Raw genomic sequence first — 11474 nt, 5'->3', positions numbered from 1 at the left:
GGTGGGGGGCCGTACCGGGTCGGGGACGCCGAGCGGGATGTCCGGCACCTCTCCGGCATAGCCGCCGGGCGGCGGTTCGGCCGGCTGCCAGCCGTACCGGTCCACCGCGCTGACCAGGGCCTGCACCATCCGGGGGTCGAACTGGGTCCCGGCGCAGCGGTTCAGCTCGGCGACGGCCTCGGGCACGGGCCGCCCGCGGCGGTAGGAGCGGGTGGAGGTCATGGAGTCGAAGGCGTCGGCGACCGCGNNCGCCGCTCCTCCGGGGTGAGCGGCCCGTTCTTGCGCAGCAGCGGGGTGGGCACGCCCAGCTTGCCCACGTCGTGCAGGATGCCGGCGAAGCGCAGGGAGTGGAGGCGCTCCTCGGCCATCCCGATTTCCCGGGCGATCAGCACCGAGGCGCGGCCGACCCGTTCGCTGTGGCCGCGGGTGTACTCGTCCTTGATCTCCACCGCCTGCACCAGCGCCTGCACGGTGGCGCGATGCGCGGCCTGCTCGCGGCGGTACTCGGCGTGGACCCAGCAGGAGACGGAGAGCGGCAGCAGCGCCAGCACGGCCGCGAAGGCGCCGTAGGGGCCCTGCCACAGCGCCGCCATCATCAGCGCCACCAGGCCGTGCACCAGGCACGGCACCGCGCTGGGCAGCAGCACCGCGCGCACGACTCCGGACGGACGCGTCCCACGGTCGGCGAGCACCGTGATCAGGCCCAGCAGGACTCCGTTGACCAGGCAGAAGGCGGCGGCGGCCGCCAGTGCGGGGAGCAGCGCCCAGGGGAAGCGGGCGCCGAGCAGCAGCAGGGGCCCGTCCAGCAGCCGGAACACCGTCGCGGCGGCGAAGGCCGCCAGGGCCAGCTGGGCGGAGTTCCACAGCCGGCGGGCGCGGTACGGCGGTGCCACCGGGCCCAGCAGCGCTCCCGGGACGGCGGCCAGCGCGGCACCGGCCGGCGGCAGCAGCAGGGCACCGGCCAGCAGTACGGGGAGGAACGCGCCCGCGGCGGCGAGCACCGTCCCGGCCCCCTCGGGCCGGTCGCCGGTCCGGGCGCGGCGGGTGCGCGGCCACGGTCCCTGGGCCAGCAGGTCGCAGCCCAGGTGGAGCAGGGCGAGGACGCCGACCCGGGACCAGGGCACGGCGGCGCCGGCCCACTGCGCCGCCGGTGAGAGCCGCTGGAGCGGGGGCAGCAGCGGCAGCAGGCAGGGCACGGCTGCGGGCACCACGGCCGCCAGGCAGACCCAGGCGGCCCGGGGCAGCACGGGGCCCGGCCCGGACTGTGCCAGTTCGGCTGTGATGACGCCCTCCGTACCGGTCGGGTACGGCGGTCCCGGTGCGTGGTGGACCGCCCGCCACGGAGGATAGGGGGCGGGCGCCGGGCGCAAGGGCACCTCGTGGGATTCGCGCGGTCGGCGCAGACGGATTCCCACCAACGGGTGAAAGGGCCCGGCGGAGCCGGCTCATGGGCCCGCCGGTCTGCCGTACAGGCGTGCCGGTGGCGCCGCCGTGTACGGCACCCCCGCCCGGGGCGGGGGCGCCGCCGCTGCCCACTCCTGGGCGGTGCTACTCCTGGACGGTGTCGGCCGACGCGTAGGCGGTGTCGACGCGGGCCGAGCGGATGGTGTCGATCCGGGCCAGCACCTTGCTGCGCAGGTCGGTCGGCGCCGCGTCACAGCCGCAGGAGCGCTTGATCAGCGCCTTGATCGCCGCCTCCAGGCCGTACTTCTCCAGGCAGGGCGAGCACTCCTCGAAGTGCTCGCGCAGCTTGGCGCAGTCGCCCTCGTCCATCTCGTTGTCGAGATACTCGTAGAGGTGGTCGAGCACCTCTCCGCAGTCCGTCTCGTGCGGGTTACCGCAGCTCATGTGCTGGAGCCTTTCCCCTCGTCCCCCGCACCCGCCCCACTGCCGGCCGGGACCAGTCCGCGGTCCCGCGCGTAGTCCTCGAGCAGCCCCCGCAGCTGGCGGCGACCCCGGTGCAGACGCGACATCACCGTACCGATGGGGGTACCCATGATGTCGGCGATCTCCTTGTAGGCAAAGCCCTCGACGTCGGCGAGATAGACCGCGATGCGGAACTCCTCCGGAATCGCCTGGAGGGCCTCCTTCACATCGCTGTCCGGGAGATGGTCCAGCGCCTGGGCCTCCGCGGAGCGCAGACCGGTCGACATGTGCGACTCGGCGCGCGCCAGCTGCCAGTCCTCGATCTCCTCGGCGCCGGTCCGCTGCGGCTCGCGCTGCTTCTTGCGGTAGGAGTTGATGAAGGTGTTGGTGAGGATCCGGTACAGCCACGCCTTGAGGTTGGTGCCCTCACGGAACTGGTGGAAGGAGGCGTACGCCTTGGCGAAGGTCTCCTGGAGCAGGTCCTCGGCGTCCGCGGGGTTGCGGGTCATCCGCAGCGCGGCCGAGTACATCTGGTCCAGGTAGCCCAGGGCGTCGCGCTCGAACCGCTCCCGGCGGGTGTCCTCCGACTCCTCGACGGAGGCACGGAAGGTCTCCTCGCCGATGGCGTCGGCGAGCTCCTCTCCGGTGAGCTCCCGGTCCGTGTGCTCGTGCTCCACGGCCCCGGTGTCATCCTCGGTCCCGGCGACCGGACCCACCTCCTCGGCGTTGCGCGGCCGTCCCACGATGGTCCGGCCCGAAACGGAGGATATCGGCCCCGGCGTCTTCTCGCCCGCGACGACCCACTCCGACCAGAGGACCGCGGGATCACCCGCCTTCTCCTCGGGGCGTTCGGGGCAAGCGATCGAGCCCATGGGCACTGCCTTTCCACCGACGTGTGTGTACCGACGTACGCGCACAACCCCGGTGGGGCGCGTTTCATTCCCGGGCCGCAGCGGCTGTCCGCAGCGCCCAGTCACCCACCGCGGCGGTGACCACGGCCAGCGCCTCCTCCTGAGTCACGCTGCCCCGCCTGGGCACCGCGAAACCATGGTCGGCGCCGGGCACCGCGACCAGTTCGGTGCCCGCGGGCAGCCCCGGGAACTCCTCCGGCCGTCCGAAGGGGTCCCGCAGGCCCTGCACGACCAGGACCGGCAGCCCGGCCCCGGTCAGCTCCTCCGCCCTGCTCCTCTCCGGCTTCCCCGGAGGGTGCAGCGGAAACGCCAGCGCCAGAATTCCGGCGGCGCCGCTCCGCCGCCCCGTACGGCAGGCCACCCGCGCCCCGGCGCTTCGGCCCCCCACCAGCAGCGGCACCCCCTCGCCCGCCAGGTGCGCGGCGACCGGCAGCCAGCCCAGGTCCAGGGTCTTCGGTGCGGGGGCCACCCGGCGTCCGGCCACCCGCCAGGGCTGCTCGACCAGGGCGACGGTCACCCCCAGCGGCGGCAGCGCCGCGGCGAGCGCCTGCAGGTCGCGGGCCTCCACGCCGCCTCCTGCGCCGTGGCCCAGCGCCAGCACCGCCAGCGGCCGCTCGGCCCTGGCGAAGCCGATCCGGGCGTCGCCTGCCTCGGTGGCGACGGTCCTCTGCTCCATCGGGCGTCCTCCTGGGCTCGTCGTGGGCCCGGACCGGGCTCGTACCCGGCTCGGCCCGGCTCGTACCGGGCCGGGCTCAGAACAGCGTGGCGTCGCCCAGCGCCTGATCCGCCGGAATGGGCTCGGTCAGCTGCGGGCCGTTGTTGCGCACATTGTTCACCGCGGCCGACACCGGGTGCGCGGTCAGTCGGCCGGCCAGCGGCGGCACCAGCAGCGAGCGCAGCTCGTCGGCGTCGCTGCGGGCCGGGTCGAGCCAGGCGTCGTACCCGCCGGGTTCCACCAGCAGCGGCATCCGGGGGTGGATGCGGCCCAGCGCGTCCTCGGCGTCCGTGGTGAGCACGGTGCAGGTGCAGAGCCAGGCGGCGGGGTCGTCGCCGGGCCGGGAGCGGTCGCGCCACCACTCGTACAGCCCCGCCATGGCCATCACCGAGCCGTCCGCCGGGGTGATGAAGAACGGCTGCTTGCGGGAGCTGCCCTTGGGCCCGTCCGGGGCGGTCGCGGGGGTGAACCACTCGTAGTAGCCGTCGGCGGGCAGCAGGCAGCGGCGGGAGGCGAAGGCGCGGCGGTAGGCCGGCTTCTCATGGACGGTCTCGGACCGGGCATTGATCATCTTCACCCCGGTGTCGGCCGACTTCGACCAGGACGGCACCAGTCCCCACCGCAGCACGTGCAACTGCCGCACCGGTTGCGGGCCGGCCTCCTTCACCGGCCGGTCGAGGACGGCCCACACGGACTTGGTGGGCGCCACGTTCCAGTCGGGCTCGACGGTTTCGGTGGGATCCCACTTCTCCACCTCGAACAGCTCGACCAGATCCTCCGGCTTCCGGCTCGACGCATATCGGCCGCACATCGCAGCAACCACCTCTCCCCAGGCACCACAGCGGACTCCGCCCTCCCATTCTGTCCGCACGGCCACCGCCGGAGCCGGAGAACCCCGCTGCCGCCGCCGGCGGCCACGCTGCGTCGGCCCGGCCTGCACACCCCGTCCCCGGAACCGCCGGATCCCGGGACGCGGCGGCCGGGGACGAACCGGCGGCTGGTCGCCCGCCGTCCTCCCGTGCGAAGCTGCCCGTTCACCGGCGGCGGACGACGGCACAGGAGACGGGGGTACCGCGGTGGAGATCGACGCACTCGGGGTGGGTGACGCCTGGGACCGCGTGCTGGGCACGCAGCCCGCCCCGCCGGTCTGGCTGGTCCTGGCGGCGGCCGCGGTGGCGCTGGTCGCGGTGGTCGCAGCGCCGGTGTGGCGGCTGAGCCGCAACATCGTCACCATCGCCCACGAGGGCGGTCACGGCCTGGTCGCCCTGCTGACCGGCCGGCGGCTGTCCGGAATCCGGCTCCACTCGGACACCTCCGGTCTGACCGTCTCCTCCGGGAAGCCCTCCGGCGCCGGGATGATCCTCACCGCGGCGGCCGGCTATCTGGCGCCGCCGCTGCTGGGCCTGGGCGGCGCGGCCCTGCTGGCCGCCGGGCACATCACCGCGCTGCTGTGGACGGCGATCGTGCTGCTGGCCGGGCTGCTGGTGATGATCCGCAACGCCTTCGGGGTGCTGTCGGTGCTGGTCACCGGCGCGGCCTTCCTGCTGGTGTCCTGGTACGCGGGCGACCGGACCCAGGCGGGGTTCGCCTATCTCGGGGTGTGGTTCCTGCTGCTGGCCGGGGTACGGCCGGTGCTGGAGCTGCAGCGCAAGCGGCGCCACGGCGGCGCTCCGGACTCCGACGCGGACCAGCTGGCCCGGCTGACCGGGGTGGCAGCGGTCCTCTGGGTGGCGCTGTTCATGGTGACGGCGCTGGCCAGCCTGCTGGCCGGAGGCAGCTGGCTGATCGGCCGCTGAGTGGGTCGTACGGCCGCCCGCCCGGCGGCCAGGACAGGGGCTGCCGCACCGGAACCCTCTAGGCTGGCGCCATGACCGCTGACCTCTGGCCCGCCCCGACCGCGTCCGCAGCCGTGGACGCGACCGTCACCGTGCCCGGCTCCAAGTCGGTCACCAACCGCGCGCTGGTGCTCGCCGCACTGGCCGCCCAGCCCGGCTGGATCCGGCGGCCGCTGCGCAGCCGCGACACCCTGCTGATGGCGGCGGCGCTGCGGGAGATGGGCGTCGGCATCGAGGACACGGTCAACAGCTCCACGGGCGGCACCGGCGGCGGCGACGCCTGGCGGGTGATCCCGGCGGGGCTGCACGGCCCGGCGAGGGTGGACGTGGGCAACGCGGGCACCGTGATGCGTTTCCTGCCGCCGGTGGCCGCGCTCGCCGACGGCCCGGTGGACTTCGACGGCGACCCCCGCTCCCATGAGCGTCCGCTGCACGGCGTGATCGACGCGCTGCGGGTGCTGGGCGCCCGGATCGAGGACGGCGGACGGGGTGCGCTGCCGCTCACCGTGGCCGGCACCGGGGCGCTGGACGGGGGCAGGGTCACCGTCGACGCCTCGTCCTCCTCCCAGTTCGTCAGTGCGCTGCTGCTCTCCGGTGCCCGCTTCAACCAGGGCGTGGAGGTGCGCCACCAGGGCGGTCCGCTGCCGTCCCTGCCGCACATCCGGATGACGGTGGAGATGCTGCGCGCTGCGGGTGTGCAGGTGAGCGCACCGGAGGACGGCGGCGAGGCCGACGTCTGGCGGGTGACCCCGGGCGCCCTGCTGGGCCGGGACCTGGTGGTGGAGCCCGACCTGTCCAACGCCGCGCCGTTCCTGGCGGCCGCGCTGGTCACCGGTGGGCGCGTCACGGTGCGCGACTGGCCGGCGCACACCACCCAGCCGGGCGACCGGCTGCGGGAGATCTTCACCCTGATGGGCGGCTCCTGCGAGCTCACCGACGGGGGTCTGACGCTGACCGGGTCCGGACGGGTGCACGGCATCGAGGCCGATCTGCACGACGTCGGCGAGCTGACCCCGGTGATCGCTGCGGTGGCGGCCCTGGCCGACTCCGACTCGCATCTGTCGGGCATCGCCCATCTGCGGCTGCACGAGACCGACCGGCTGGCCGCACTGGCCAAGGAGCTGGGCGGGCTGGGCTGCGAGGTCGACGAGACCGAGGACGGCCTGCGGATCCGGCCGCGTCCCCTGCACGGCGGCGCCTTCCACACCTACGAGGACCACCGGCTGGCCACCGCGGCCGCCGTGGTGGGCCTGACCGTCCCCGGCGTGCTGGTGGAGAACGTCGCCACCACCGCCAAGACCCTGCCCGACTTCCCGGGGCTGTGGGCCGGCATGCTGGCCGGCTCGGCCGCCCCCGCCACCCCCTGATCCAGGAGATCCGCCATGACGAACCGCTCGACCCACCCGAAGGCCTGACACCACGTATGCGCCGTTACGGCAAGGACGCCGACGAGGACGACATCCGGGCCCGGCCCGGCCGACGGGGTTCCCGTCCCAGGACCCGGATCCGCCCCAAGCACGAGGACGCCGCCGAGGCGATGGTCCTCACCGTCGACCGGGGCCGGCTGACCTGCCTGGTCGACGCCGGCACCCGGCAGGAACGCGTCATCACCGCCATGAAGGCCCGTGAGCTGGGCCGCAAGGGCGTGGTGGTGGGGGATCTGGTGGCCCTGGTCGGCGACCTGTCGGGCGAACCGGACAGCCTGGCCCGGATCGTCCGGGTCGAGGACCGCTCCTCGGTGCTGCGCCGCACCGCGGACGACGACGACCCCTATGAGCGGGTGGTGGTCGCCAACGCCGACCAGCTGGCCATCGTCACGGCCCTGGCCGACCCCGAGCCGCGTCCCCGGCTGATCGACCGCTGCCTGGTGGCGGCGTACGACGCGGGCATGGAACCGCTGCTGATCCTCACCAAGTCCGATCTGGCGCCGGCCGATCCGCTGCTGGAGATCTACGCCCCCCTCGGCGTACGGCATGTGGTGACCCGGCGCGACGACCTGGGGCCCGAGGAGTCGGAGGCGGTGCGGGACCATCTGCGCGGCCGGTCGACGGTCTTCGTCGGGCACTCGGGGGTGGGCAAGACCACGCTGGTCAACGCACTGGTCCCGGACCGGCAGCGGGCCACCGGGGTGGTCAACGCGGTCACCGGCCGCGGCCGGCACACCACCACCTCGGCGCTGGCGCTGCGCCTGCCCGCGCCGCCCGGGGAGAAGCCGGGCTCACGTCGGGCCCCGGCACCCGGCTGGGTGATCGACACCCCCGGCTTCCGCTCCTTCGGGCTGTCCCATGTGGACCCGTCCCGGGTGATCCATGCCTTCCCCGACCTGGAGCCGGGCACCGAGGGCTGCCCGCGCGCCTGCAGCCACGACGAGCAGGACTGCGCGCTGGACGCCTGGGTGGAGAGCGGCAAGGCCGACCCTGCGCGGCTCTACTCGCTGCGCCGGCTGCTGGCCACCAGGGAGGCCCGCGAAGGGGACTGAGGTCCGCGGGTCCGTAGGTGGCGGGGCGATGGCCTAGGATCCCGACCGAGCCGGTGTGATCATCATGCCGCCGCGCTCCCGCCTCTTCCTCCAGGAGCAGCCCCGTGCCCCGCAAGCGGTTCCGCAGCGCCCTTCTCACCACCGCCGCAGCCCTGCTGGCGGCCGTCGTCCCGGCGCTGCCCGCCGAGGCGGCGACCGGCACCTGCGCCAAGGGGCAGCTCTGCGCGTTCCAGGGCACCAAGTTCTCCGGCGCCAAGCTGGTGATCACCGGGGAGCGCGCCTCCCTGGGGTCCTGGGACAACGTCATGAGCTCGTACATCAACGACACCGGTAAGGACGCCTGTCTCTACCCGAACACCGGCTACCGCATGGGAACGGGGCTCCAGAGTTTCGAGATCGCCGGTGCCGGCGCCGGCGTGCCCTTCATGGACGGGCTGGACAACGCTGTCAGCTCGATCGAGTTCGTCCCCGACGCCGCCGACTGCGGCCAGCCCAAGTCCCACCCCGACTGGACGGGTGTCCCCTTCCCCCGGGAGGGGGCGCTGCCCGCCGCCGACCGCTTCGGCGACCTGGACAACGACGGCTACGCCGACCTGCTGGTCCGCAACGAGGCCCGGGAGCTCTGGTTCCTGCCCGGCAGGCCCGGCGCGGCCGCCCGACGGCTCGCCACCGGCTGGAACCCCACGGCGCTGGTCCGCCACGGCGACCTCACCGGCGACGGCCGGGAGGACCTGATCGTCCGCGACACCTCCTGGCGGCTCTGGCTCTACCCGGGCAAGGGCAACGGCACCTTCGGCTCCCGTACCCAGCTGCCCAGCACCTGGAAGGGCGTCACCGCCTTCGTCGCGCCCGGCGACCTCGACGGCGACGGCCGCAACGACCTGCTGGCCCGTGACACCTCGGGCCATCTGTGGCTCTACCGCGGCAAGGGCAACGGCACCTTCTACGCACGCCAGGCCCTCTGGGGCGCCTGGCAGAACTTCACGGCGCTGGCCGGGGCCGGCGATCTGGACCGCGACGGGCACGCCGACCTGCTGGCCCGTGACACCTCGGGCCATCTGTGGCTCTACCCGGTCAAGGGCAAGGCGGTCATCGGCGCCCGCAAGGCGGTGAGCGGCTCCTGGGCGTCCGCCGACCGCCGGCTGCTCACCGCTGTGGGCGACCTCACCGGCGACGGCCGCCCGGATCTGCTCTCCCACGGCGGCACCTCCACCGTCCAGGGCAACATCTATCTCACCGTGGGCACCGGCAAGACCGGCTTCCTAGGCGGCACCTCGTCCAACACCTCGATGCGCAGCACGGCCGTCGCCTGGTGACCGCGGCGGCACGACCGGGCGCCTCCCGGATGCGGAGCAGCCCCTCTTCTTGATCGAATGGGGCGGACAGGACCGACGGCCCGCAGGGAGTGCAGCCATGGCATGGGCTCTGGTGATCTGCGCCGGGCTGCTGGAGACGGGGTTCGCGGTCTGCCTGAAACTGAGCGACGGCCTGAGCCGGCTGTGGCCCACCATCGCCTTCGCCTGCTTCGCGCTGGGCAGCTTCGGCCTGCTGACCCTGGCGTTGCGGCATCTGCCGGTGGGCAGCGCCTACGCGGTGTGGACGGGCATCGGGGCGGCCGGCACGGCGGTGTACGGGATCACCTGGCTCGGCGAGTCGGCCTCGGCGCTGAAGCTGGTCTCCATCTCCCTGGTGGTGGCCGGGGTGGTGGGCCTCCAGCTGAGCGGCTCCGGGCACTGAGACCCGATCGTGATCACTTGGACGCCGGGGGGCGTGTGACCACCGTGCCGGGCGGGGAAGGGAACCGCGGGGTGGAGGAGCCCGGAACCGAGCTGGGGGGATGCGTCCATGGCATGGCTGCTGGTGGTCTGCGCAGGCCTGTTCGAGACGGGCTTCGCCGTCTGCCTCAAGCTGAGCAACGGGTTCGCCCGCCTGTGGCCCACCGTCGCCTTCTGCTGCTTCGCGCTGGCCAGCTTCGGTCTGCTGACGCTGTCGCTCAAGCATCTGCCGGTCGGTCCGGCGTACGCGGTCTGGACCGGCATCGGGGCGGCCGGGACCGCCACCTACGGCATGATCTGGCTGGGCGAGGCCAGCAGCGTCCTCAAACTGGTGTCGATCGGCCTGGTGGTGTCCGGGGTGATCGGGCTGCAGCTCAGCGGCTCGGCGCACTGACCGGGTGGCGGGCGGTCACTCCCGTTCGGGGCCTCGGTTGGCCTCCCGGAGCACCCGCATCAGCTCACCCAGCTGCTCCGCCCGCTCCACGCCCAGCGGGGCGAGGAAGTGGCTGCGCAGCAGGGCGGCGTGCCTGCGGTGGCCCTCCTCCGCGAGACGGGCGCCGCGTGGGGTGAGCACGCTGTAGGTGATCCGACGGTCGGTGGCGCAGGGCTGACGGTCTATCAGTCCGGCTGCGGCCATCCGGTCGGCCAGCTTGGTGAAGCCTCCGCTGGTGAGGGAGACGTCATGGGCCAGCCGGGTCATCGGCAGCTTCCGCTCGGGGGTGCGCAGCAGTCTCAGCAGGACCTCCAGCCAGGGGCCGGGCAGGTCGACCCCGGCCACCGCGTCGACCCGTACCTCACGCTCGGTCCGGGTCCAGCCGTCCTGCAGCAGCCCGTAGAGACCGACCAGGTCGGCGTCGGAGATGTCTGCGGCGCCCGTGCCGCCGTCGGCCGGTCGCGCTGTCCGCTGTCCCATGGACCCACATTAGTCACCCTGCGGCGCGGGCCGGACACCGCGATCTCCGGCGCCCCGTCCGGTCCGGCGGTCGCCCGGGCGTCCGGTGGGCGGGGCAGCCCGCTCCGGGAGACGGCCCTCCGCTCCCGTCCCGCCGGTCCTCCCGGGTGCTGCGGGGGTGCGATCGGCCCCCGGGAGAGCGTGGGGCGGCTCGGGCCGGGGCGAAAGCGGCTACGGTGTGGCCCATGCCGGACTACCACGACGATCTCCGTCTCGCCCATGTCCTCGCCGACTCGGCGGACTCGGTCACCCTGGAGCGCTTCAAGGCGCTCGACCTGAAGGTCGAGACCAAGCCCGACCTGACCCCGGTGAGCGACGCCGACAAGGCCACGGAGGAACTGGTCAGCGGTGTCCTGCAGCGCGCCCGGCCGAGGGACGCCGTGATGGGCGAGGAGTTCGGCCGGCGGGGCAGCGGGCCGCGCCGCTGGGTCATCGACCCCATCGACGGCACCAAGAACTATGTGCGCGGGGTGCCGGTGTGGGCGACCCTGATCGCCCTGATGGAGCTGGGCCCGGACGGCGAGCAGCCGGTGGTGGGCATCGTCTCCGCCCCCGCCCTGGGCCGCCGCTGGTGGGCGGCGCGCGGCGCGGGCGCGTACACCGGGCGTGACCTGACCCGGGCGAGCAGGATCCGGGTCTCCTCGGTGTCCCGGATGGAGGACGCCTCGTTCTGCTACTCCTCGCTCTCGGGCTGGGAGGACCGCGGCCGCCTGGACCCCTTCCTGGACCTGACCCGGGCCTGCTGGCGCACCAGGGCGTACGGCGACTTCTGGTCGTACATGATGGTGGCCGAGGGCGCGGCGGACATCGCGGCGGAGCCGGAGCTGTCCCTGTGGGACATGGCCGCGCCGTGCATCGTGGTGCAGGAGGCGGGCGGGCGTTTCACCGGGCTGGACGGGGTGGACGGGCCCGGGGGCGCCGACGCGGCCGCGTCCAACGGG

General features: G+C 74.0%; 13 protein-coding genes and 1 pseudogene. 7 read left to right on the top strand and 7 right to left on the bottom strand.

Annotated elements, in window-relative coordinates; all coding sequences use genetic code 11:
- From AOK09_RS41575 to AOK09_RS01530, 6 genes and pseudogenes are all read right to left on the bottom strand, one after another.
- Nucleotides 1-247: pseudogene (locus AOK09_RS41575) on the bottom strand (HD-GYP domain-containing protein); the annotation flags it as partial.
- A 2-nt stretch (nt 248-249) separates the two neighbouring features.
- A partial coding sequence (locus AOK09_RS01550) for an HD-GYP domain-containing protein (protein ID WP_245687066.1) occupies nt 250-1247 on the bottom strand: 998 nt, incomplete at its 3' end.
- Between the two features lie 301 nt (nt 1248-1548).
- Nucleotides 1549-1848 (bottom strand): mycothiol system anti-sigma-R factor, encoded by a 300-nt coding sequence (rsrA, locus tag AOK09_RS01545; RefSeq protein ID WP_055585253.1) that lies wholly within the window; start codon nt 1846-1848, stop codon nt 1549-1551.
- Nucleotides 1845-2582: a sigma-70 family RNA polymerase sigma factor gene (locus AOK09_RS01540; RefSeq protein WP_407675318.1), complete on the bottom strand. Its 738-nt coding sequence runs from the start codon at nt 2580-2582 to the stop codon at nt 1845-1847. The genes rsrA and AOK09_RS01540 overlap by 4 nt, the downstream gene beginning before the upstream one ends.
- A 220-nt stretch (nt 2583-2802) precedes the next feature.
- The gene (locus AOK09_RS01535; protein ID WP_055585252.1) at nt 2803-3453 is read right to left on the bottom strand and encodes an alpha/beta hydrolase family protein; all 651 of its coding nucleotides are present in this window, start codon (nt 3451-3453) and stop codon (nt 2803-2805) included.
- A gap of 76 nt (nt 3454-3529) precedes the next feature.
- Entirely contained in the window at nt 3530-4303 is a 774-nt protein-coding gene (locus AOK09_RS01530; RefSeq protein WP_055585251.1) for an SOS response-associated peptidase, read from the bottom strand.
- Between the two features lie 271 nt (nt 4304-4574).
- Between AOK09_RS01530 and AOK09_RS01525 the strand changes: the two genes are divergently transcribed.
- The 6 genes from AOK09_RS01525 (at nt 4575) to AOK09_RS01500 (ending at nt 9975) form a co-directional block, all read left to right on the top strand.
- The gene (locus AOK09_RS01525; protein WP_055585255.1) at nt 4575-5288 is read left to right on the top strand and encodes a M50 family metallopeptidase; all 714 of its coding nucleotides are present in this window, start codon (nt 4575-4577) and stop codon (nt 5286-5288) included.
- A 71-nt stretch (nt 5289-5359) separates the two neighbouring features.
- On the top strand, nt 5360-6694 hold the full coding sequence (aroA, locus tag AOK09_RS01520; RefSeq protein WP_055585250.1) for a 3-phosphoshikimate 1-carboxyvinyltransferase: 1335 nt from the start codon (nt 5360-5362) through the stop codon (nt 6692-6694).
- Between the two features lie 56 nt (nt 6695-6750).
- On the top strand, nt 6751-7806 hold the full coding sequence (gene rsgA / locus AOK09_RS01515; protein WP_055585254.1) for a ribosome small subunit-dependent GTPase A: 1056 nt from the start codon (nt 6751-6753) through the stop codon (nt 7804-7806).
- Between the two features lie 104 nt (nt 7807-7910).
- Nucleotides 7911-9122, top strand: a complete 1212-nt coding sequence (locus AOK09_RS01510) for an FG-GAP-like repeat-containing protein (protein WP_055585249.1) — start codon at nt 7911-7913, stop codon at nt 9120-9122.
- A 97-nt stretch (nt 9123-9219) separates the two neighbouring features.
- Nucleotides 9220-9543 carry a DMT family transporter gene (locus AOK09_RS01505; RefSeq protein ID WP_055585248.1) on the top strand — a complete coding sequence of 108 codons (324 nt, stop codon included), beginning with the start codon at nt 9220-9222 and terminating at the stop codon, nt 9541-9543.
- A 108-nt stretch (nt 9544-9651) separates the two neighbouring features.
- On the top strand, nt 9652-9975 hold the full coding sequence (locus AOK09_RS01500; protein ID WP_055585247.1) for a DMT family transporter: 324 nt from the start codon (nt 9652-9654) through the stop codon (nt 9973-9975).
- A 15-nt stretch (nt 9976-9990) separates the two neighbouring features.
- Here AOK09_RS01500 and AOK09_RS01495 read toward each other — a convergent pair whose 3' ends face one another.
- On the bottom strand, nt 9991-10494 hold the full coding sequence (locus AOK09_RS01495; RefSeq protein WP_055585246.1) for a MarR family winged helix-turn-helix transcriptional regulator: 504 nt from the start codon (nt 10492-10494) through the stop codon (nt 9991-9993).
- 224 nt (nt 10495-10718) lie between these two features.
- Between AOK09_RS01495 and AOK09_RS01490 the strand changes: the two genes are divergently transcribed.
- Nucleotides 10719-11474 (top strand): inositol monophosphatase family protein (locus tag AOK09_RS01490; protein ID WP_055585245.1); only part of this gene is annotated, 756 nt, incomplete at its 3' end.

This window comes from Peterkaempfera griseoplana (assembly GCF_001418575.1).
Taxonomy (GTDB): Bacteria; Actinomycetota; Actinomycetes; order Streptomycetales; family Streptomycetaceae; genus Peterkaempfera; species Peterkaempfera griseoplana.
The sequence above is the reverse complement of the archived record's forward strand: the minus strand, read 5'-3'. Positions and strand labels throughout refer to the sequence as shown.

Bases quoted from the DNA above. Each gene is read 5' to 3' on its own strand.
- rsrA (WP_055585253.1), bottom strand. From the start codon at position 1,848: ATGAGCTGCGGTAACCCGCACGAGACGGACTGCGGAGAGGTGCTCGAC.
- AOK09_RS01535 (WP_055585252.1), bottom strand. From the start codon at position 3,453: ATGGAGCAGAGGACCGTCGCCACCGAGGCAGGCGACGCCCGGATCGGC.
- AOK09_RS01530 (WP_055585251.1), bottom strand. From the start codon at position 4,303: ATGTGCGGCCGATATGCGTCGAGCCGGAAGCCGGAGGATCTGGTCGAG.
- aroA (WP_055585250.1), top strand. From the start codon at position 5,360: ATGACCGCTGACCTCTGGCCCGCCCCGACCGCGTCCGCAGCCGTGGAC.
- rsgA (WP_055585254.1), top strand. From the start codon at position 6,751: ATGCGCCGTTACGGCAAGGACGCCGACGAGGACGACATCCGGGCCCGG.
- AOK09_RS01505 (WP_055585248.1), top strand. From the start codon at position 9,220: ATGGCATGGGCTCTGGTGATCTGCGCCGGGCTGCTGGAGACGGGGTTC.
- AOK09_RS01500 (WP_055585247.1), top strand. From the start codon at position 9,652: ATGGCATGGCTGCTGGTGGTCTGCGCAGGCCTGTTCGAGACGGGCTTC.
- AOK09_RS01495 (WP_055585246.1), bottom strand. From the start codon at position 10,494: ATGGGACAGCGGACAGCGCGACCGGCCGACGGCGGCACGGGCGCCGCA.